The sequence below is a fragment of the Paenibacillus solani genome (assembly GCF_001277345.1).
GTDB classification, from domain to species: Bacteria; Bacillota; Bacilli; order Paenibacillales; family Paenibacillaceae; genus Paenibacillus_AQ; species Paenibacillus_AQ solani.
Genome location: NZ_LIUT01000001.1, coordinates 2689699 through 2712443 on the forward strand (window position 1 = coordinate 2689699; position 22745 = coordinate 2712443).

Annotated in this window: 21 protein-coding genes; 3 read left to right on the plus strand and 18 right to left on the minus strand. The window is 48.2% G+C overall.

Translation table 11 applies throughout. The features are described 5' to 3' along the window. Window positions 1-159: 159 nt before the first annotated feature. The 11 genes from AM231_RS12090 to AM231_RS12140 form a co-directional block, all read right to left on the minus strand. Window positions 160-1101, minus strand: coding sequence for an ROK family protein (locus tag AM231_RS12090; protein WP_242615132.1), 942 nt, complete (start codon window positions 1099-1101; stop codon window positions 160-162). Window positions 1102-1148: 47 nt separating this feature from the next. Beyond that, the gene (locus AM231_RS12095) at window positions 1149-1835 is read right to left on the minus strand and encodes a copper homeostasis protein CutC (protein WP_053492850.1); all 687 of its coding nucleotides are present in this window, start codon (window positions 1833-1835) and stop codon (window positions 1149-1151) included. 18 nt (window positions 1836-1853) lie between these two features. Then, window positions 1854-3308, minus strand: coding sequence for a leucyl aminopeptidase family protein (locus AM231_RS12100; RefSeq protein WP_054402822.1), 1455 nt, complete (start codon window positions 3306-3308; stop codon window positions 1854-1856). A gap of 41 nt (window positions 3309-3349) precedes the next feature. Then, window positions 3350-4339 carry an ABC transporter ATP-binding protein gene (locus AM231_RS12105; protein ID WP_053492848.1) on the minus strand — a complete coding sequence of 330 codons (990 nt, stop codon included), beginning with the start codon at window positions 4337-4339 and terminating at the stop codon, window positions 3350-3352. Next, on the minus strand, window positions 4336-5340 hold the full coding sequence (locus tag AM231_RS12110) for an ABC transporter ATP-binding protein (protein ID WP_054402823.1): 1005 nt from the start codon (window positions 5338-5340) through the stop codon (window positions 4336-4338). Before AM231_RS12110 ends, AM231_RS12105 begins: the two co-directional genes overlap by 4 nt. A 15-nt stretch (window positions 5341-5355) precedes the next feature. Beyond that, complete coding sequence (locus AM231_RS12115) at window positions 5356-6264, minus strand: ABC transporter permease (RefSeq protein WP_054402824.1); 909 nt, start codon at window positions 6262-6264, stop codon at window positions 5356-5358. 12 nt (window positions 6265-6276) lie between these two features. Further along, entirely contained in the window at window positions 6277-7203 is a 927-nt protein-coding gene (locus AM231_RS12120; protein WP_053492845.1) for an ABC transporter permease subunit, read from the minus strand. Window positions 7204-7318: 115 nt separating this feature from the next. Next, the gene (locus AM231_RS12125) at window positions 7319-8905 is read right to left on the minus strand and encodes a glutathione ABC transporter substrate-binding protein (protein ID WP_054402825.1); all 1587 of its coding nucleotides are present in this window, start codon (window positions 8903-8905) and stop codon (window positions 7319-7321) included. 87 nt (window positions 8906-8992) lie between these two features. Continuing rightward, complete coding sequence (locus AM231_RS12130; protein WP_054402826.1) at window positions 8993-9997, minus strand: asparaginase; 1005 nt, start codon at window positions 9995-9997, stop codon at window positions 8993-8995. A 29-nt stretch (window positions 9998-10026) separates the two neighbouring features. Continuing rightward, window positions 10027-11187 carry an ROK family transcriptional regulator gene (locus AM231_RS12135; RefSeq protein WP_053492842.1) on the minus strand — a complete coding sequence of 387 codons (1161 nt, stop codon included), beginning with the start codon at window positions 11185-11187 and terminating at the stop codon, window positions 10027-10029. Window positions 11188-11999: 812 nt separating this feature from the next. Continuing rightward, window positions 12000-12236 carry an indolepyruvate ferredoxin oxidoreductase subunit alpha gene (locus tag AM231_RS12140; RefSeq protein ID WP_015736133.1) on the minus strand — a complete coding sequence of 79 codons (237 nt, stop codon included), beginning with the start codon at window positions 12234-12236 and terminating at the stop codon, window positions 12000-12002. A gap of 285 nt (window positions 12237-12521) precedes the next feature. On the opposite strand from AM231_RS12140, the gene AM231_RS12145 reads away from it, so the two are divergent. Next, window positions 12522-13160 carry a helix-turn-helix transcriptional regulator gene (locus tag AM231_RS12145; RefSeq protein WP_053492841.1) on the plus strand — a complete coding sequence of 213 codons (639 nt, stop codon included), beginning with the start codon at window positions 12522-12524 and terminating at the stop codon, window positions 13158-13160. A 110-nt stretch (window positions 13161-13270) separates the two neighbouring features. Here AM231_RS12145 and AM231_RS12150 read toward each other — a convergent pair whose 3' ends face one another. Further along, on the minus strand, window positions 13271-14365 hold the full coding sequence (locus tag AM231_RS12150) for a PQQ-dependent sugar dehydrogenase (protein ID WP_053492840.1): 1095 nt from the start codon (window positions 14363-14365) through the stop codon (window positions 13271-13273). Between the two features lie 23 nt (window positions 14366-14388). After that, window positions 14389-15897, minus strand: a complete 1509-nt coding sequence (locus AM231_RS12155) for a UDP-N-acetylmuramoyl-L-alanyl-D-glutamate--2,6-diaminopimelate ligase (RefSeq protein WP_054402827.1) — start codon at window positions 15895-15897, stop codon at window positions 14389-14391. A 288-nt stretch (window positions 15898-16185) separates the two neighbouring features. Between AM231_RS12155 and AM231_RS12160 the strand changes: the two genes are divergently transcribed. Then, a complete protein-coding gene (locus AM231_RS12160; protein ID WP_054402828.1) occupies window positions 16186-17040 on the plus strand; it encodes an SDR family oxidoreductase in 855 nt (284 codons plus the stop codon). A 219-nt stretch (window positions 17041-17259) separates the two neighbouring features. Here the strand turns inward: AM231_RS12160 and AM231_RS12165 are convergent, their stop codons facing one another. Then, entirely contained in the window at window positions 17260-17742 is a 483-nt protein-coding gene (locus AM231_RS12165; protein ID WP_054402829.1) for a hypothetical protein, read from the minus strand. 144 nt (window positions 17743-17886) lie between these two features. Here AM231_RS12165 and AM231_RS12170 point away from each other — a divergent pair, with 144 nt between their 5' ends. Then, entirely contained in the window at window positions 17887-18591 is a 705-nt protein-coding gene (locus AM231_RS12170) for a copper amine oxidase N-terminal domain-containing protein (RefSeq protein WP_054402830.1), read from the plus strand. Window positions 18592-18693: 102 nt separating this feature from the next. Here AM231_RS12170 and AM231_RS12175 read toward each other — a convergent pair whose 3' ends face one another. From AM231_RS12175 to AM231_RS12190, 4 genes are all read right to left on the minus strand, one after another. Beyond that, a complete protein-coding gene (locus AM231_RS12175; RefSeq protein ID WP_054402831.1) occupies window positions 18694-19434 on the minus strand; it encodes a LutC/YkgG family protein in 741 nt (246 codons plus the stop codon). Continuing rightward, the gene (locus AM231_RS12180; protein WP_054402832.1) at window positions 19418-20947 is read right to left on the minus strand and encodes a LutB/LldF family L-lactate oxidation iron-sulfur protein; all 1530 of its coding nucleotides are present in this window, start codon (window positions 20945-20947) and stop codon (window positions 19418-19420) included. Before AM231_RS12180 ends, AM231_RS12175 begins: the two co-directional genes overlap by 17 nt. Beyond that, on the minus strand, window positions 20934-21671 hold the full coding sequence (locus AM231_RS12185; RefSeq protein WP_054402833.1) for a (Fe-S)-binding protein: 738 nt from the start codon (window positions 21669-21671) through the stop codon (window positions 20934-20936). The genes AM231_RS12180 and AM231_RS12185 overlap by 14 nt, the downstream gene beginning before the upstream one ends. 118 nt (window positions 21672-21789) lie before the next feature. After that, window positions 21790-22566, minus strand: coding sequence for a DeoR/GlpR family DNA-binding transcription regulator (locus AM231_RS12190; RefSeq protein WP_054403634.1), 777 nt, complete (start codon window positions 22564-22566; stop codon window positions 21790-21792). Window positions 22567-22745: the final 179 nt, after the last annotated feature.

Genomic DNA, 22745 nt, shown 5'->3' on the forward strand with positions numbered 1-22745 from the left:
GTCCGGTACAGTACCGAACTCATTTTGAGAAAGCTGCCTAATGAAATAACCGTGTCTAACTTTTGGGGGTCACTTCATTAGAGGGCGGCTTTTTTGTCACTTTTCAAATGGATAACAAGAACGTACGAATGCCTAACTGTAACCTTCTCTGTACGTTATCTATTGAAACAAGGCAGCGGCCCCTACCAGACCCACATCGTCCCGCAGTTCCGCAGGTACCAGTTCATATGTCCCTAAATAGGATGGCATGACCAGCTTGTCTGTCATTTCCTTTAACTGCGGGAATAGCAAATCACCTGCTCTGCTGACACCCCCGCCAATGACAATACGATCTGGGTTAAAGCTGTGTATGACGTTAACTAATCCTAGCGCCATGTAATAAATGGCACGGTCGATGACCTCCACTGCAACAGGATCGTTAAGACGTTTTGCTTCAAATACATGCTTGGCGCTTACGCCGGGTTCTCCAGCAGCCAGCTCAGACATGATGCTGGACTGTGTAAGCATCCGCTCGGATGCTGCAAGGCCAATGGCTGTCCCTGAAGCAAACACTTCCCAGCAGCCATGGCTGCCGCAATTGCAACGCGGACCGCTCGGATCTATAATATGATGTCCAAGCTCGCCGGCAAAGGAATTGCTGCCGAGGAACAACTTGCCATCCAGGACAATGCCTGAACCGATCCCCGTGCTGAACGTCACGTATACCATGTTCGTTGATCCCCTGCCAGCACCTCTGACATACTCTCCCCAGGCCGCTGCATTCGCGTCATTCAGCACCTGGACCTCGGTATGCAGATCACGTTCCATCCAAGCTTTGAGAGGAACATGAGACCACTCCGGCAGATTCGTTCCGTGAATGACGATGCCATCACGGCTGTTAACCGTTCCTGGTGAAGCCATACCAATCCCTCGCAGCAGTCGGCCGTCAGATACTCTGCGGATCATGGATGTAATTCGGTCAACTACTTCTTCCGCAGTCTTTGCACCTGCAGTCTCCATCTGCTCTCGGTTCAGCAGCTGTCCCTCCGAATCAAAGAGCGCTGCTGCGATCTTCGTCCCCCCAAGGTCAACGCCAACCACAAATTCTTGTTGTTTATTCAATACGGTTTGCAATTAATGTTCACCTGTTTCCGATAGGTTTGCTACTTCTATTGATGTATGCTGTCAGCCAGTGATCGCAGCTCAACCGGATCGATTGGCTTCAGTCCTGACCGACCATACCGAACGGCGGAGCCAAAATGCACTTCGCCCACACCCGTTTGGTTTATAAAATCGTGAATAATTTCCCATTTCAATCCATTGCCGGCCAATATTTTAAGACCGCTGCCTGCAGACTGTTCCACAAGCTCCCGTATTCTAGGAATAGCCTGCGGTGCAGGTTGCGGGCCGCCTGAAGTCAAAATGCGGGTGACTGCCGGATACTTCTGCAATGTGCGCAGTCCTTCGAACTGATCCTCCAGCTCATCAAAAGCCCGATGGAATGTCACTTGCATAGCGCCGGTCCATTCCAGCATTTTAGCCAGCGATGCCTCGTCAATCTTTCCTTCTGCTGTCAGCATCCCCAGTACGACACCAGCGGCTCCAGCCTCGCGAATCGCCTTGATCTCGGCAATCATCGTGGCTATGTCATGGGAGCTGTATACAAAGGATCTGCTGTGAGGCCTTACCATGACATGAACTGGGATCGATACGGCTTTTACTACCTCTTTAACTAGGCCGATCCCTGGTGTAAGCCCACCTTCGGTTATCGCCGTGATCAATTCCAGACGGTCTGCGCCATTCTTCTCTGCCGTGATAGCATCTTCCACGCAGGTTGCGATAATTTCTAGCAGCATCATCGTCACTCCTTATTTTTAAGCATGGTGAAACTGCTTCTCCACATAATCCGCCAGCAATCGGGCTCCATATCCGGTAGCCCCGGCTGCAGAGTGAGGAAACTCACGCTTATACTGCACCGTGCCTGCCATATCGATATGCACCCATTTCATCGAATCCGCTACAAAATGACGGATGAACAGCGCTGCCGTAATGGCCCCTGCCAGCGTTGAAGTACCGACATTTCTCAAATCTGCATAATCACTCTTAAGCTCCGAACCGTACTCGTCCATCAGCGGCATAGGCCATAATCGCTCGCCATTACGCTCGCCGATCTCAACCAGATCAGACGTTATTTGCTGATCACCCCAGATACCCGCAATTTCCAAGCCCAGCGCGGCACCGACATTGCCTGTCAGCGTAGCGATATCAATCACTTTATCTGCGCCCAGATTGGCCGCGTGCAGCAGTGCATCTGCAATGATCAATCGTCCTTCACCGTCCGTATTCGCGACCTGTACACTAAGACCGTTCGGATAATGAATAACGGATGAAGGAAGCATGGCATCGGGCCCCGACAAATTATCGGCAACGGCGATTAATGCTGTAACGCGAACCTTCGCCTTTTGGGACACCAGGATATCCATAGCACCTACGACGGCTGCAGCGCCTCCCATATCCATGCGGGCATCGCTGATGTCTCTGCCAATCTTCACGTTCATGCCGCCCATATCAAAGGTTACGCCTTTGCCGATGAGCACAATATGAGGACCCTCGTTAACGGAGTTCATTCCATTATAAGATAACTCAATCATGGCGGGCTCGTATTTGCTGCCAGCACCCACAGCGAGCAATCCGCTCATCTGCCGATCAACAAGCTCTTGACCACGGTATACATGAAGCTGAACGGGCGCCTTCTTGAAACGTTCCTCAACAACCGCAACGAACGCTTCCGGATTTAATGTTTCCGGCGACTCATTCACCAAATCTCTAGTGAGCTGTGTCCCTTCGATCCGCTTCTTCGCCGATTCCATCATGGTTTCCATATCTTCACGGGATAGACCCTGCCAATCGTCCTGTCGAAAATTTAAGGATACGGTTTGCACATTGGCCGTAACCCCTCGATGCTTATTGAATTGATAGAGACCATATATCCAGCCCTCAACCCAAGCCTGAAACTCATCCGCCACGGAAATGGAAGATGCGCCAAGAGCGGCTGAAGTGCGGATCAGCACTGCGCTTGATTTATTTTCCTTAAGCAGCGTTCTTGCCGCTGCTGCACTTGTTCTGCGAACTTGCTCAGACGTCAAGTTCGATCGCTGTCCCATACCGGCAATGAGATCGTCGGTTTCGTCATCCGTTCGGCCATAAAACCATGTCAACACCTGGCTTTTCTTCCGGGAGTCCTTTAAGCGGAATGGTGTCTCTTCGCCCTCATATACCGCATAAATCGAAGTTTCCATCGAATGAGCTTCATCGATTGTTATTTTCATTTCGAGCGCTTCCCTTCTTCATCAGACCATCCAAGAGCCTGTTAAGCTTTTTTCATGATCTCTTCGTCATATAAATGGCAAGCTACCTGATGTCCCGGCTCAATCTCACGGAAAACAGGGGTAATCTGCTTGCATACTTCCATGCAGGAAGGACAACGAGTATGGAAACGGCAGCCTGTTGGCGGATTTACCGGACTCGGCAGATCCCCTGTCAGAATGATCCGCTCCTTCTTCTGCTTTGGATCCGGTACGGGCACCGAAGACAGAAGTGCCTGTGTATATGGATGCAGTGGACGTTCATAGAGTGTATCTTTATCAGCCGTCTCCACCAATGCGCCCAAATACATAACGCCGATCCGGTCGCTTATATGCTCAACGACGCTGAGATCGTGAGAAATGAACAGATAAGTTAGCCCGTATTCTTCCTGAAGATCCTGCAGCAGGTTCAGCACCTGAGATTGGATAGACACATCCAGAGCCGATACAGGCTCATCAGCAACAATCAGATTTGGACGAACGGACAAGGCTCTTGCGATCCCGATCCGCTGACGCTGTCCGCCGCTGAATTCATGGGCATAACGCTCAGCGTGAAAGCTGTTTAAGCCTACCGTCTCCAGCAGCTCGCAAGCCAGCTTGTCCCGCTCCTTGGTACTCAACTTGGTATGAATAAGCAGCGGCTCGGCTACCAGCTCCTTAACCTTCATCCTCGGATTCAGGGAAGCATAAGGATCCTGGAAGACCATCTGCATATTTTTACGCAGCGGACGCATCTGATTCTCATTGTATCCACTGATATCAGTCCCATTAAAAAGAACCTCGCCGCTGTTGGGTGTCAATAGACGGGTCACCAAACGTCCGGTCGTCGATTTACCGCAGCCGCTTTCGCCAACCAGGCTGAAGGTTTCACCCTTATGGATGGCGAAGGAGATTCCGTCCACGGCGCGAAGCTGCTTGGTCGTACCGAAGAAACCTTTTTTTATCGTGAATGATTTCTGCAAATTCTTTACTTCTAATAAAGGCGTTTCGTTCATGCGGTTTCTCCTCCCTTCGAGTGACCTTCTTGTGTCAGCCAGCAGCGGCTCTTACGCTGCTCATCATGTGCTACCGGAAGAAGCTCCGGCTCTTGCGATAAGCACTGCTCCATCACATACGGACATCGTGGAGCGAATTTACAACCTTTTGGCATATTCCGTAAATCCGGCACATTACCTGGGATGGACTCCAAACGGCGTACCTTTTGTCTAAGCTTCGGCACCGAACTGATAAGTCCCTTCGTATACGGATGCTGAGGATTCTCAAATAGCTCTTCCACCGTTGCCTCTTCCACAACTCGGCCCGCATACATAACGACCACCCGGTCGCACATTTCAGCCACGACCCCAAGGTCATGCGTAATAAGCAGCATACCCATTTCTTGCTCTGTCTTCAGACGATTCATCAAGTCCAAGATTTGAGCCTGAATTGTAACATCCAGGGCGGTGGTGGGTTCATCGGCAATCAGCAGCTTCGGATTGCAGGACATCGCCATCGCGATCATAACCCGCTGCCGCATTCCCCCTGACAATTGATGCGGATAGTCATCCACGACCTCATCCGCTCTCGGAATGCCTACAAGCTTAAGAGAATCGATAGCATGCTGGCGCGCCTTCTTCCGGCTGTAACTCAAATGAAGCATAATCGACTCTTCCAGCTGTTTGCCGATACGAAGAACCGGATTCAGCGAGGTCATCGGCTCCTGGAAGATCATAGCCAGCTCGTTTCCGCGATAGCGGCGCATTTCTTTTTCCGACATTTGCACAAGATCCTTGCCCTCAAAGCTTACTGAGCCTCCGGAAATTCTGCCGGGCGTATCTTTAAGCAGCCTCATGATGGACAGGGAGGTCACGCTTTTGCCACAACCGGATTCACCCACGAGCCCAAGCACTTCGCCTTTATTGATGTGAAAGTCGACTCCAGCTACGGCAAGCACTGATGATCCATCGCGTTTGAATTCGGTTTTAAGACCTTTTACTTCAAGCAATGTTTGCGTCACGATCTATCCCCCCTACTAGTTTTTCGTTTTCGGATCCAGGGCATCGTTCAGTCCGTCACCGATCAGGTTGAATGCAAGCACGGTCAGGAATATTAATAAGCCCGGGTAGTACACAATATGAGGTGCAATACTCAAGTAATCGCGTCCCATACTAAGCATGGCGCCCCAGTCCGGTTCCGTAGCCTTCGCTCCAAGTCCGAGGAAGCTTAAGGATGAAGCTGCCAGAATAGCGCCGCCGATTCTCATCGATACGTTGACAATGATGCTCGGTATCGTCTCAGGGAAAATATGCTTCCATATTATCCGGTTATGTTTGGCCCCCATCGATCTCGCAGCTTCTACATATAGAGACTCCTTGGAAGAGAGCGTCACACTTCGTATGATTCTGGCAAAGGACGGTGTGCCGAAGACGGCAACCGCGATAACGACATTGGATAAGCCCGGTCCCAGGATCGCCACGATGCCGATCGCAAGCAGCAGGTCCGGGAACGAGAACATCACGTCGCTGCCCCGCATAATGAGACGATCAATCCATCCGCCATAGTAACCGCTGATCAGGCCGAGAATCGTTCCAAGAAATGCGGAGATAAATACGGCGCTTAGGCTGACCACCATCGTCAATCTGGTTCCATCAATCAAACGGCTCAGAATGTCACGGCCATACTCGTCCGTACCTGCCCAGTGGGCAGCCGATGGGCCTTGCATCATTGCATCATAATTCGGCTCATTCGGCGGATACGGAACGATATGCGGTCCAATTACCGCGAGCACTAACAATAATAGAATAAATCCGCTAGATATAACGGCAAGCTTTTGCTTCATAAATTTGGACATAAACGCTCTAAATTTACCCGTTGCCGGACTCTTTGCAAGCGTATCCTCCGGTACGGAGGAATGGACCGTCACTGTTGAATTATCACTCATGGCTTCCCCCTCCTATTTCGATGCATACCGGATTTTTGGATTCAGTACACCGTACAGTAAATCAACAATCAGGTTTATCAAGATAAATTCGGCTGCGAACAGAAGCAGCAGTGCTTGAATAACGGTATAATCGCGGAATCCAATCGAATCTATCAAAAGACGACCCATGCCGGGAATACTGAATACCGTCTCAACCATAACCGAACCGCCCAGCAAGAAGCCGAACTGCAGCCCGGCGACGGTTACAACCTGGATCAAGGAGTTGCGGAGCGCGTGTCTTCCGACTACGACGAATTCTCGCAGACCCTTCGCACGTCCCGTCCGGACATAATCCTCACGCATGGTCTCCAGCATTGAAGTACGGGAATACCTGGCCAGCATGGACATAATCCCGGCTCCCAATGTAAAGGAAGGAAGGATATAGGATTGCCAGCTATCGACGCCGCCTGTCGGGAACCATCCCAGCTCGACGGAGAAAATTTGAATAAGTACGAGTCCCAGCCAGAAGCCCGGCAGAGAAATACCGGATATCGCAGTCAACATCCCGATATAGTCTGGCCATTTACCGCGATTGACGGCAGATATGATACCAATGACAAGACCAATGACCAGAGCCCAACCAAGACTTGTAAAGGTCAGTATAATGGTCGGAAGAAATCGGCTTGCCAGCATGTCCGTCACCGGCAGACCAGAAGTAACGGATACACCCAAGTCACCCTTCAACAGATCACCCATGTAGTTCACATACTGCTGCCATAACGGCAAGTTCAAGCCCAGCTGCTCTCGAATCCCGTTGATCTCCTCAAGGGTGGCATCCTTACCTGCAACTAATCGTGCCGGATCTCCAGGAATCAGGTGAATAAACATAAATACAAGGATGGATACAACAAACAACAGCGGGATAACACCCAGCAGCCTTTGAATTGCATATCTTCCCAAAGGATGTGCCTCCTTTCAACATGCCAGCTTATTAAAATAAGACGGGCCGCTTCCTTAATGATTCAAGAGGCGGCCCACCACAAGGTATACGTTTAGCAAGCTCTTCGCTGCCTGATTATTTCACTTCTGCGTCGATCACGCTGATCGATCCGTCCGGCAATGCCTTAACACCTTCCAGATAAGCACGTTTGCCTGTGATAACCTGATCTACACCCAGGAATGCCCATGGAGCATCTTCCCAGATTTGTTTTTGGATGTTGGCATAAATTTCGTTAGCATCTTCAGCTTTCACGGATGCGTTGGCATCCTTGATCCATTGGTCTACATTGTCGTTCTTGTAATAAGCCGTATTGGCACCAGCTGGCGGGAAGAACTCACTGCTGAACAGACCTTTTGTTGCGCCGTCAGCATCGCCTGATGATGGGGACCAGCTTACATACCACATTTGAATTTTTGCATTTTCTGGCGTAGCCGAGTTGATCTGGTCGGACAAGGTTGCACCTTCCATCGATTTCACATCGACTTTGATTCCAACAAGAGCCAGCTGCTGTGCAAAGAACTGCATGCCTTTGATCGATTCGGAATCGTTCTCGCCCCACAGCTCGGCTTCAAATCCGTCCGGATACCCAGCCTCTGCCAGAAGGGATTTCGCTTTCTCCACATCATAATCATAACCGGATTGCTCAGAATAGTACTGTGTCATGGAGGACATGGATGAAGTCAGTTTCGAACCCAATCCGGATTTAACAACTTTAATGTAAGCATCCTTATCGATAGCATAGTTGATCGCTTGGCGAACTTTGAGATCATCATATGGCTTCTTCATTGTATTGAGCGTGACATAACGAACGATAGTGGAATCGATTTTGTCGATGACGATATTGGAATCGCCTTCCACATCAGATACTTGTTCGGTCGGCATAGGATAGATGAAATCCGCTTCGCCTGTTTTCAGCATCGCAATACGGGAACCGTTCTCCGGTACCGGTTTGAATGTAATGCTGTCTACCTTCGGCAGTCCTTCTTGCCAATATTCTTCGTTCTTCACTACGACCAGACGGTCGCCTTGAACCCACTCTTTGAACTTGTAAGCTCCTGTACCCACAGGATCTTTCGTGATATCCGCGCTTTCCTTAAGCGCCTTCGGACTGATCATCAGTGCCATGGCTGCTTTATTCAAGAAAGCGTTATATGGTTGGCTAAGGGTGAACACAACCGTGTGCTCGTCCGGTGCTTGAACATCGGCAACGGTCGCGAAGCTCTTACGCATCCGCAGGTTATTCTCTTCATTCATGATGCGTTCCATATTGATTTTTACGGCTTCAGCATTGAATTCTGTTCCGTCATGAAACTTAACGTTCTTGCGCAGATTGAATGTATACGTCAGTCCGTCATCACTGATGGTGTAGTCTTCAGCCAATACAGGAACAAGTTCCATCTTATCGTTGAAGCCCATCAAACCTTCGTACATCGTGCGAGCTCCGGAAATGGAATGCGTATCGCCCGCATTGTGAGGATCCAGTGTAATGAAGTTGGCGTTAATCGCAATGACAATATCTTTATTGTTCTTCGTTACCGGCTTGGATTCCCCGCCGCCTTCACTTGCACCTTTGCCGCCTCCGCTGTTTCCACAGCCTGCAGCAACAATCGTAAATGCGAGCAGCAGCATGAGCAGTGACCATGTTCTACCTTTGAATCTCATGGTTGATTTTCCCCCTTTGATGTGTAAGTATCTATAGATTCACTCGCCGCTTCAGCATTCTGCCTACAGCCTTGAGTTCCTCACAGCTTAAGCATTCCATTCGTAAACGGCTTTTCGTTCTCCAACGAGCGTACCGCCATCATTCAAGATTTCATTAGGGACAAGTTCATACAATCGATCAATCGTCGCTTGATCGCTATAGCCCAGTCGCTCCAGAATAGAGGCGATGATGCAAGGCCATACTTGCTCCGAGCCGTCAGAGACTTTAAGCGAGATTGCCAGACGTTCTTTACGCAGACCGATACCATATACCCCTTTAGCACCGCCCTTGGCAACCAGGTTGTGATCGCGAAGCAAGGCAGAGCATACAAATTTCGTATCTGCGATGATATCTGGATACTCATTCATCAGCTTGGCCATTCGGGCAGCTGCATCTGCTGTCTCTGCATCCTTGATCAAATCAGGGCAAGCCAGCTTGAGGAAAGAATAGCCGATACGGTCAAGAGGAAGCGCGAAGATGGGAAGCCCGCAGCCATCAATGCCTTGCGGGATCGAGGATACCGGCACTTCAGCAAAATATGCCAGCGTCTCGATAATCTCTTTCTGGACCGGATGCTCCGGCTTGTAATATGTGTCCTCATCCCAGCCCATATACTTGCAGAGGGCAATTAAGCCGCTATGCTTACCAGAGCAATTGTGGAAGATTCGACGCTTCTCCTCATGGTCCCGGTGGCGTTCTGCTTTGGCATCCTCGTTGAGTGGGTATGTTGCGCAGCAATGAAGCGCTTCTTCCCGAATGCCGGTCTTTCTCAAAATAGACTCCAATGCGTCAATGTGGAAACGTTCACCACGGTGGGAAGCTGCAAACAATGCTGTTTCTTCCCCGGTAAGTCCGTACACTTCGTCAATACGGCGTTTCATGACAGGGATTGCCTGGAACGGTTTAGCCGCTGATCGCAGGAAAGTCATGTGATGTGGATCACCCGCAGCATAAAGCACCTGTCCTTTCTCATCTACAACGCTGATCGCTCCGTAGTGGATGTTCTCCAGTACATTTCCGCGATATTCCTCTACTAATGGTACAAATCCCATGATGATGATCCTCCGTTCTCCTGATGAATTTAATTCAATTGAAAATATAGGTCCTGGGCTACTAGTCCCGATCCGATAACAACGCCATGCTCATGAAGCTTGGAGCGGACAATCGTAAAGGAGTCATGCAGCGGTTCCCATATGTACTGCGAATAACACAAATTCGTAATCTCTTCATATACTTCAGGAAACTTGTCCAGAATCTCGCCGCTTAGAATGACACTGTCCGGATTGTACATGCTGACGACGTTATTAATCGTAATCGCCATATAGGCAAGAGCTCTGTCGATTAGATAGTTCGCCCATCGCGTTCCATTCCGTCTCTCCGCAAACAGTTCTTCAATCGAATGAATAGGTTTGATCTTGCTGGCTTCTGACAACAGTGACGGTATATTAATATAAGTTTGAAGACATCCTGCTTTGCCGCAGTCACACATCATACCTTCAGGGTCTACTGTCGTATGTCCGATTTCCCCGGCACTGTTGGTTACTCCACGGTAAATCTCCCCATCCAAGATGAGCGCAGAACCGACACCGTTACCGAAGCCGAGCAGAACGGTCCGGTTGGAGCCGTATGCCGAGCCCTTCAACTGTTCTGCCAGTGCCTTCACCTTCAGCTCATTATCTACGACCGTTTGTAGACCTGTTAATTCCTTGAGTCTCTCGGATAGGCGTACATTCTTCCAGCCAAGCTGTACTGAGAATTTAACAATACCTGCGTCAACATCGATAATTCCTGGCAGACCTACACCAATTCCCACAACCCGTCTGCGATCAATATCGCAATCCAAGATGAGCGCTTCGATGGTGTCTGCTATCCGGGCAATCGTGACCTCCGCCGTATCATTCGAAGCTCTGGGACAACTGCCGCTGCATAACACATTTCCTTGTACATCGATAAATCCAATATGGACTTGATAACGATCCAGCTCAATGCCGATCGAGATCACCGCTGTATCCAGCAGCTCGATAAGAGAAGATTTCCTTCCACGACCTGTGGAAGCTTGTTCTTCTTTTTCGTGTACGTAACCCTCTTCTGTCAGCTCCGATACGATGCGACTGATGGTGGTTGGACTCATTCCCGTCTGTTTGGCAATAACTGCTCTTGAAATCGGCTGTTCATTCTTGATGATTTGAAATACTGTGAGTCTGTTCTGCCGCTTCATAAAGTCTTGATCATGCTTTTTCATGAAAGACATCCCCTAATTAATTTCACCAGTAGATTAAATAGATCATTTTACCAATTGAAAAGATCTACAATCATCAAAAAACAGTGATTTTTATCATTTTTATGAATTTTATTCTCCAGTGATATTAATAATAAAACGCGTTTTATAAAAGTGTCAATATATATGACACATTTAAATATTATTTTTTTGCTTATGGAAATGTAAGCATTTCAATTTTTTGCGAAAGAAATTCTATCTCCTGCATGAAAACAAATGACCGTCCAACACGTACAACATGACATGGACATGACATCACATCTCCTAAAATGTAGATAACAACGCCATTGCAAAACAACAATAAAGCCACCCCGGAAAAGAATGAATGGAACATTCTTCATCCAAGATGGCTTTAAAGGGTAGATATAATTAAACCACCCGAGAACAAAATTCGAGGTTGCCCTCGATCATCCCGGATGGCTTATGTATTAAGAAATATTTTTTTATGCACCAGCTCTTCTGCTTGAGGCTCTCTTAGTTCGACTAATTATCTTTGCTTCTATATATGTGATCACAAAATATAATCTTTTATTCTTCTAATTATAAGCTTTCTATCTTCTTCTCATTTCTTAAATCTTTTAATCTTTTCAGTCTCTTATCTTTAGTCTTTTAAATCATCACCAGCGGAGGTTTGAGGATAGCCGATCCTTTGGGAGTCCGTTTCTACCTTGCCTATTTCCATTCGAGAAACGGACGGACAACAGAGCGGATAGACTCAAACCGGAGCGCCCGATAGGCTCAAACCGAAGCGCTCGCTAGACTCGAACCGCAGCGCCCTACTTATTTTTGTAATATTCAACCGCTTTATCAAAGTAATGCTTCTGGTCTTCCGGCAGATCTTCAAAATAAAAAATGGCTGCGACGGGGCAAGCAGCTTCGCAAGCACCACAGGAGATACAAATATCAGTATCAATGTAGAACTGGTCATCCCCTTCTTCTATACAATCAACAGGGCATACATCTACGCATTCTCCCGCCTTCTCTTCAATACAAGCTGAGCCGATAACATACATCCGCAATTCCACCTTCCTAATTATAATCGTGTTTCTTTTAACCAAACTCCCCATTCATAAAAGCATGACATCTCAGATCATTTGGATTTGTATACTTTTTATACTACAATATATAATAATTATGTGGTTAATCTTCCCACTTGTCAATAAACCTTGTTATGACGGTTCATAAATCAGCCATTTCGGTTGACTTATGGTAGGTAAAGACATAAGATGAGACATATTGCTTTTTAAACTTTTTTGTTATAAATGAGAGATTCATCGAGAATCAAGGCGGTGATTATAGTGAATCAAGAAGTTGCATATTCCACCCGCGAATATATCATGCAAATGTTAAAAATAAATGGTGAGCTCAGCACAAAGTCCATTACCGAAGCGCTTGGCATTACAGGCATGGCTGTACGGCGTCATCTGGAAAGCTTGAAGAGTGAAGGTTACATCACATACCGAACCGTGAAGCAGCCGATGGGAAGACCCGTATCTTTATATCGTCTTACTGATTCTGCGGAGGACTTTTTCCCTAAGAACTATCATGCGCTTGCGCTCGATCTGCTTAATGAGCTGCAAGAAGAGGCTGGCGATGAGATGATTTCACTCCTGTTTGATAAGCGCAAGGATACTTTGTTGAACAAGTACACGCCGACGGTCAAAGCGGAGGCCCTCGAGGATCGGGTGGCTGCCCTTGCCCAGATTCAGAACGATAACGGCTATATGGTTGATTACCAAAAAGTCACCGAAGAGGAGTATCTCCTCGAAGAGCTGAACTGTCCCATATCCCAGGTAGCCAACCGGTATCAGCACGCCTGTCGCTGCGAGCTAGACCTGTTTCAATCCTTGCTGGAAGCAGATGTGGAACGTACCGAGTGCCTTGCCAAGGGTGGTAAAAAATGCGTGTATCGCATTCGAAAGCAAACGGAAGCCTAGCAAACATAATATCTGTTATTGCCACTTCAGGCTCCTTCCATACAAGGAAGGGGCCTTTTTAGTAGCTGTTCTTAATCTATTCTATTCTCTGAATCAGCAGACATGTCCACTTAATGGAATGATTCCAGCACAAGCAGTCGATCATCCTGATCGGAAGGCACTCCCCGGCCATCGGTATTGTTCGTAATGACATAAATTCGCCCGTTATGAATTTTGACATCTCTTAATCTGCCCTCACCCTCCATTACCACTTTAAGCGAGTCATTCTCCGGCTGAAATTCATACAGCTTCTGACCGCGAAGGGTTGCGACATACAAGTGATCCTTTTCGTCAAAAGCGATCCCGGAAGGGGCAATAGCCGTTTCACTGCTGTGGTATATCGGTGATTTCATGCCCTCTTGCTGTTCATCTCCAATTATTTCGGGCCATCCGTAATTGCTGCCTGCCCTGATCTTATTAATTTCGTCATGTCCCCCTGGCGTACCGGATGGTCCATGTTCAGAGCTGTACATTTCCCCTTTCGAATTCCAGGCCATGCCCTGCGAGTTCCGATGCCCTAACGTAAAGACATAGGAGCCTGCGTTCGGATTATCCGCCGGGACTTTGCCATCTTGCGTCAAACGCAATATTTTGCCTGCCAAACTCTCCTGGTTCTGTGCAAGTTCTTCTTCACCTGAATCTCCCGTCGTTACGTAGAGCATCTTATCAGGACCGATCGATATTCTCCCGCCATTATGCACATTGGAGCCGGGAATGCGCTCCAGGAGAACTTTCGATTCTCTCCATTGATTCCCCTCCTGCTTCAAAAGGACCAATCGGTTCATTAGCTTTTCACCTTGCTCATAGGTATGGTAGGCAAAGGCATTGCCGGAATCCTGAAAATCAGGAGCTAACGCAAAGCCCAGGAATCCTCCTTCGCCTATCTGTGCTACCGGCTTGTTGGTATGAAGCGACTGTCTGGTAAGAACGCCGTTCTTGATCTGTACGATATTCCCTTCCCGCTCACTGACATAAATCGTAGCACCGTCAAAATCGATAGACCAAGGTGTTCTCAACTGCTCTGCAACCACTTGATAGGCTGGATTTGTTTGCTTCTCCTGGCGTTCTTCCTGCCTCCCTTCTTCCTTTGAAGGGGTAGGCTGAGTACAGGCAACAAGAAGCAGCAAGGCCGCGATTACGCTTGCGCCAAACTTCATTCTTTTCATAGTCCAGCACCTCCCGGTAATTTTTATAGCTCCGGTGTCATGATCTGGATGCTTTGCTTCATACACTGCAATGAATTCATCACAATATCCTCATCGCTAAACGTTTCCATCTGGCTGCCTGCTATATAGCGGGTCTCATGACCTCGTCCGGTAATAATGATCCGATCATGGTCACCTGCCAGTTCCACTGCCCGTTGAATGGCTTCTTTGCGATTCAGGATAACCTCCCAATTCCCTGCCTCATGCGAGGTTAAGCCTCCCAACATCTCCATCATAATCTGCTCTGGATCCTCCGAGAACGGATTGTCTGTTGTGAACAACACATAATCCGAGTATGAAGCAGCAATATCCGCCATAATCGGTCGTTTCAATCGATCCCTCTCGCCTCGGCAGCCCATTACGCATATCATTTTGCCTCTGGTAATTTCCTTGGCGGATTGCAATGTAGCCTTGAGTCCATCGGGATTATGAGCATAATCTACAACCACGCGAAAGCTTCGTCCTGTCTCTATCTCTTGAAACCGGCCTTCAACCCCTGCAAATTGCCCAAGACTTCTGCGGATTTCATCAAGCGTTATCCCTTCCAGCAGGCAAGTGGTCACCGCCGCAAGGGCATTATACACATTATGAGCACCATGCATCTTCAAACTGATATCGCCTTGCCCCCACGGCGTTTCAACATGGAACTTGCAGCCCTCCGGTAATATTTGAATATGCGTTGCCCGAACATCAGCCATATTATGAATACCATAGGTGATGATCTGTGCGGATGTACGTTTCGCATAATAGGACGATGCTTCATCATCGGCATTCAATACTGCCTTCTTCAGCATATCGAACTCACTGTTACCGAGTTGAGTAAACAACAACTCCTTTGTGTTGCGGTAGCTCTCCATATTGGAATGGAAGTCCAGATGATCGTGTGATAAATTCGTGAAAACGACGGTCTGAAAATCGCATCCCCGAACTCTCCCCATATCCAATCCATGCGAAGACACTTCCAACACGGCATAGGAGCCGCCCTGTGTGACCATGGTATGTACATAACGCTGCAGCTGGATCGTATCCGGCGTGGTATTCAGCGTCTTCTCAACATGTTCCCCCATCTTCATGTACAATGTACCGATAATGCCCGTTTTGCGATGAGCATCGTTAAGGATTTTTTCAATCATATGGGTTGTGGTTGTCTTGCCATTCGTTCCGGTAATTCCGATCAGTTTCAAACGCTGTGTAGGATTATCATAAAAAACGTTTGCGAGAATCGGCAATATTCTTCGTGTATCCGGTACCACAATAAGGGTAATGCTCCCTGGCAGCAAAGGCAGCTCTCGCTCAGCGACGATGGCAACCGCACCGTTTTGTATTGCATTCCTGGCATAGTCATGGCCGTCCACGCGAAAACCCGGAAGACAGACAAACAGGCCGCTTGGCCTTATCGCGCGTGAATCTGTTTCTATGTTCGTGATATCCACAGAAGTGCTGCCCGTTATCGTCTTAAGTATCAGCCGCTCCGTCAGTAATTTCAGATTCATATCGGCATCCTCGTCTCGTGATGTAATCTTAATGCCAGAACATATGTGATGTATAAGATGTAGAATGGACGACTATGTATGGTTTTAACCAGCTTTTCTAATTATCCTAACCAAGCAGCTCTGTTCTGAATCAAGTCAGGGGTGACGGGAATGAAGAACCGTGGTACTCTGATTATAAACGATTACAATTCTGTGGCGATCAAATGTTATAGCTTTCCTGTATCTAAATTTTATCCTACTTCCTATGCTTTGGCTGTATCCACCACCTGGATGAAAGGAGATTGATCCATGGGACCGTTCACCGACGATTTGCTGCTTAATAAAGTCGTATTAATAACAGGAGGCGCAACAGGACTTGGGCGAGCCATGGGTGAGAAATTCGCTCAGCTCGGCGCCAAGCTCGTCATCTGCGGACGCCGTGAGGAAGTTCTGCGTCAAACTGCTGAAGAATTAAAGCAACAGGGCTTCGAGGTATGGTACAAAAGCTGTGATGTACGAGATCCTGTGCAGGTCGCTGCACTCGTTGAAGCGGCAGAGCTGCATTATGGAGGCATTGATGTGCTAGTCAACAATGCCGCCGGGAATTTTATCAGCCCAACGGAGCGTCTCTCTCCTCGAGCTGTAGATGCGGTGCTGAACATTGTACTGCATGGCACCTTTTATGCAACCCTGGAGGTCGGCAAACGCTGGATAGAGCAAGGCAAAAGCGGAACGATGCTTAACATCGTCACAACATATGCTTCAACTGGCTCTGGCTATGTGGTTCCTTCTGCAGCCGCCAAAGCAGGCGTAATCGCGCTGACACGTTCCCTCGCCGTTGAATGGGCCACTTACGGTATCCGACAGGTCGCAATCGCACCGGGTCCGTTTCCTACCGAAGGCGCCTGGTCAAGGCTATCACCTACACCTGATCTAGAGCAAAAGATGATCGACCGCATCCCCCTTCGCCGCGTAGGGGATGCGGAGGAGCTGGCCAATCTTGCCGCGTATCTCATTTCTGATTATGCCAGTTATATTAATGGCGACGTCATCACGATTGATGGGGGTGAATGGCTGCAGGGAGCGGGGCAGTTCAACGACTTGGCGGAAATTACCCATGAGCAGTGGGACCATCTGGCTGAACTGACGCGCAAGGGCAAGTAATGTCCCGCTCAAGAATAGTGCCTTGTCTCCCTAAAGAATTTCAATTTTTTCTATATACCCATGCTCCTGATAAAGGTAGTATCAGAAATTCCTTAACGGCTGTATGTAAAGAATAGCTAGCTACAGACGGTTTCCCCATTCCCACTTCTTGCTTTCGCATAGGAGTGGGTTTTATTTTGAATTTAAAGGAATATCAATCATCTATTAATTTGGAACCCACTAATACAACCATTCCATAGCCGAAACTTTCTTCCAACCGTCCAGGCCAATCTTTTTTATTACATCTTCTTTTTTCAGAGAATCCTGATAGGAATCGTAAGAACCGTTATATTCAAATTGCTTTATATAGTTGTTTCCTTCGCTGTTCGTTACGTACATATAATACTCCGATTTTGGGTTGGCTCCTTCGTATGAATATTGGAGGACATAAATATGATCAATCTTATCAGGAGAAGGTAAAGTAGCCTGAACGCCTTCTTTTTTCCAATCGTTCGCCTGTTTCAATAAATGAGGGTCGTCTACGCCTACCACGTTGATCAGCTCCGGTTGAACTTTTGTTGAATCAGTTCTGTAAAGAGAGATATAAATGGTGGTTGGATTTTGATTGTGTGTCTCCTGGTTTTTGTTGTCTCCCGCTTTTGAACAGGCGGGCAAAAATAAAACGCTAAGCAAAACCATTGTGAATAGCATTCTTATTTTCATAGATTCCTCCCTTGATGATTGTAACGCAATAGCCTCCGCCGCACCTTCCCTAATTGAATAAATATAGTTTTTTACTTTTTTGGTAACTAATTATTCGAATCTTTCGTTTATCTTAATACAGATCACTTGTAGGAGGTATTGTTTATGAAAAATAAAAAGTTATTCTCGATCTCAGCTGTAGCCCTTAGTATTTCGCTGGTATTGGGAGGGACTTATGCTTTTGGATCTGGGAAAATTAAAATCGTCGTGAATGGGAACAATATTGCGACCGATGTTGCTCCAAAGAATGTAAATGGCCGAGTTCTCGTCCCGATCAGCACGATTTCTAAGGCACTTGGGGCCAATGTCTCATGGGATTCCAAAACGCAGACAGTCTCCATCCAACAGGGAACTTCTAATCCAAAAACAACCGATGTTTGGAGTCAATCACTCAATGATACGTCTGCTGAGGAGTGGGCTGCAGTCAAGAGAACGATTGACCTGTTTATTATAGGGTATGATGGCCAGGATGAAGAATTGGTTAAGAGCCTTGTCGTTGAAGGTTTCGATAAGACATTCATTGCTCCAGGAGTTTATGTACCTGGAGGCGGACATTTTCCTTCATTATTAAATTATGAGATCATTGATGCCAAACAGACGGGCTCAGTGGACGGTAGAGGCGAGTATAAAGTGCGTGTTAAATTCGTTAATTATGTTGGTCGCTCATCACCCACTGAAAATACATGGGATATTGATGTAACCCCGAAACCAAAGAGTGATAAATATCTAATTAAAGAAGTTGAACAATCAGCAAAAGCCCTTTCATCATACACAGTTTTTCCTGGTCTAACATTCAAACAAGAATACTAAAATTGATAAAAGGTTTATCAGCCCATAATCATAAATGCCCCAAGCCGAGAGCATATCGTTTCTGCTCCCGCTTGGGGCTATTTATTAATCAAATGTCATTCGTTAATTCTCATAGGAATCTACCAGCAAGGCATATACAATGCCAGGGCCGTGAACGCCAATCGTAAGATCGTTCTCGATATCAGCGGAGCGGCTTGGTCCCGAGATAAAATGAATCCCTGCGGGAAGCTGCTCACGCCCGGCCTGATCGAACTGCACCAATATCTCTCCTAGTCGGGTTACCATTCGGTCAACGGGGATGACAGCCACCAACACGGTCGGCAGCAGACTGACGGATCTGCCTTTATTCGGGGCAGATTTCACCACTATTGAACCGGTATAAGCCGTCGCATAATCTGCCATGACAATACCAAAGTCTGCTCTGGCAGCTACAGCCCTCCAATCGGTGTCTGCTTCATCATTCCAGGAGAGTACCTGTGCTTCCAGCAAGCTCTCTTCCAGCCTCAGGCAGCTCAGCGCCTCTTCCTGCTGACGAAGAATAGTCGCTGCACTCATCTCCACCGCTTTATCCCTAATAAACTGGCTGACAGCTTCGCGATTGCTCAGCCTTACCACATGGCCACCGGCTGCTTCAAAGTTGGCTGTAAACTGCGTAATCCTCTGCTCCAGCGGCCATTCGAACTCCTTCCAAAAGTCGGGTGCCCCGCGGAAGGGGTGCTCCGGAGCAGTGCGTATCCGGTCTCTCCCCAGCTTCGCCGCGATACCGTCCATGAATTGCTCTTGTTTCAGACGTGACTGTTCTTCAAGGCGGTTAAGCCAATTGTGATCAGTTTCGCTTGTCATAGGCTTTTTCCCCCTTTCGGAACTCTGCTGCGAGTAGCCGCTCCTTCAATCGCGCTGCGATTTCAGGGTTCATTGGTCCAGATGTACTGTGAATTTCCTGTGCAACTTCCGGCCAACGATCACGGAAGGATTGCTTGGGCAAACTGGGTGTTACCCTGTACGAATTCCATCCCTTTAATGGACCGATTCGCGTCCTTATTTCCCCGCCTCGTACGACTAATTTCTGTCCCCACTTTCCAAGCTTTATCGCACTGCGATAGCGTTTGGCATTCCCCATGACCGCCGCGAAGCCCTTCATCCCCATCGCTTCCAGCTTGTCACCGCGCCCGGCCTCAATCTTTCGGCGACGCAGGGATACCAGCATATCATGCAAGGGAATCTTCACGGGGCATGCTTCATAACAGGCGCCGCACAGGCTGGAGGCGTTAGCGATATCATCCCATTCCGCTACGTTCTTGTTCAAGGCTGGCGTTAATACAGCACCGATCGGTCCGCTATACGTACCGCCATAGGCATGCCCGCCAATATGTCGATAAACGGGACATGCATTCAGACATGCACCACAGCGAATACAGTTCAGCAGCTCCTGAAATTCAGGATCGCCGAGCTGCAGAGAGCGTCCATTATCGATGATAATAATATGCATTTCGTCAGGCCCATCTGCATCCGCTTCTCTCTTCGGCCCACTGATGCCGGACATATAAACGGTCAGCTTCTGACCGGTCGCCGACCGCGGCAGCAAGGTCGCCATTACTTCGAGATCTGCCCATGAGGGAATAATCCGCTCCATGCCCATCAGGGTAATCTGAGTCTTGGGCACGGTCGTGACCATGCGGGCATTGCCCTCATTCTCGAACAATACCATAGAGCCCGTCTCGGCAATCGCAAAATTACACCCTGTCATGCCAATATCCGCCTCAAGGAATTTTTCGCGCAGCTTCATGCGGACAAAACCTGCCAGAATCGTTGTATCGGGCGGCAGCGTCTCGCCTGCTTCTGCAGATAACAACTCCGCGATCTGATAACGGTTCTTGTGAATGGCGGGAATAATGATGTGAGAAGGCGTCTCATCTGCAAGCTGAATAATATATTCGCCGAGATCCGTTTCCACTGCTTCCACACCGATGGAATCCAGGGCTTTGTTCAGATGCAGCTCCTCGGAGACCATGGATTTCGATTTCACGACGGACTTCGCCGACTTATGCTCGGTAATCTGAAGGGAGATCGCCACCGCTTCTTCTGCTGTCTCCGCAAAATGGACATGGGCTCCGTTGGCCCTGGCCTGTTCAGCAAACTCATTCAAATAATAATCCAAATGAGCAATGGTATGGAGCCGGATCTGGCGTCCACGCTCTCTCCACACATCCCAGTTACCGTGTTCTTCTGACGCAAGCTTTTTGCCAAGCCGCAGCCGCTCTGTCGTAAACTTCACCGCGTTGCGCAGAAAATCATTGTTAAGGGCTTGACCTGCACGTTCCTTAACTGTCTTGGCTTTCAATTCAGATGAGCTCATGTGCACACACCCCCTCATACAAAAGCTCGGCCAGATGCATGACCTTAACCCTCTCCCCCCGATGACGAAGATTGCCGGCAATGTTCATGAGGCAGGCCATGTCAAGACCGACCAATACAGATGCTTCGGTTTCCAGCACATGATCACTTTTCTCCGTTACCATGGCACCTGAAATATCTGCCATCTTAACGGCAAACGTTCCACCGAACCCGCAGCAATCCTCGGCAAAAGGCAATGGAACAAGCTCCAGCCCCTTCACATGTTTCATCAGCTTTAATGGCTGCTCCTTTACGCCAAGCAATCGGCTTCCGTGGCAGGAAGGATGATAGGTTACCTTTTGCGGATAAAAGGCTCCTACATCAGTTACACCCAGAACATCAACCAGAAATTGTGTGAACTCGTAGCACTTGGATTGGAGCACTTTCGCTTTATTGAAATATGTTGGATCGTCTTTGAATAAGTCCGGATAATGATGAATCATATACGTACAGGAGCCCGAAGGAGCCACAACAAAATCACTATCTTCAAAAGCGTCCAATATGGTTTTGGCACTGATGCGTGCCTCATCCCAATACCCGCTGTTGTAGGCCGGTTGGCCGCAGCAAGTCTGGATTTCCGGGAATTCCAGTTGCACGCCGTACCTTCCCAGAAGTCTTGCCATCGCTTCAGCTACCCGCGGGAACAAGGCATCGCTGAGACAAGTTACAAATAATGAAATCTTCATCGTGTTCACCTCGCCATCATCAGGATCAATGCCGATATCAATGAAATCGGGCTAAGCAAGAATCCCCCCGATTCGTGGGGGGATTCCATATCGGTATATAAAGTAGTGTTTCTATGTTCTAAACAGACTCAACCGGAATGCCCAAAGCTCGATATGGAGCCGCTTCCGCCTCCGTCAAACGCTGATCCGTAATGATCAGATTCACTTGAGATAGATCGGCAACCTGCGCAAAAGCTTGCATGCCGAATTTGCTGGCATCGGCGAGCAGAATGGTCTCATCGGCCATGCCAATCATTTGATGCTTGATTCTTGCTTGAAGCTCATTGGATTCACTAAGCCCCCGTTCAAGGTGCACACCCTTGCATGATAGAAAAGCTTTATCCACGTAATAAGCATCAAGCGAGCGTTCCGCCAGCGGACCGACAAAGGAGAGAGAGCGATGAGCCAGAATACCGCCTGTCGATATGACCTGTACCCGTTCCTTGGTACTAAGCTCAGCAGCCACCTTAATTGAATTAGTGAGAACGGTAATCGGAATGTCCGGAATAATCTTGGCCATATACCAAGCCGTTGAACTTGCATCCAACAGAATGCGATCATTCGCCTGGATTCGCTTGACCGCTTCCTCCGCAATCTGCTGCTTCTCACTCGCATTCGTGATTTCCCGCTCAGCATACGGTATTTCCGGCTGCGAACGTTGAACCTCCGCTTGATCCTTCACGCTAACCGCTCCTCCGTGGGAACGGCGCAGACGCCCTGCATGCTCCAGCCTATCGAGGTCACGGCGAATCGTTTCCTCCGTCACACCGCACAGCTGGCTCAGCTCCGAGACACGGATACTCCCTCTTTCGTTGACCAGCTCTACTATTTTCTCATACCGTTCTGCTACCAGCATCATACCGCCCATCCTTACTATACATATATTCTCTCTATTGCCTGCCTTCGCTGAACGAGCGAACCGCTAACTCGAACAGGTAGGCTACTTTCCTTGCATTCGAGTTCACTGTACCTAGTATTTTCATTATGAATGCCGAAACCTACCTGATGCAAGCATGAATGAGCAATCGCAACAAT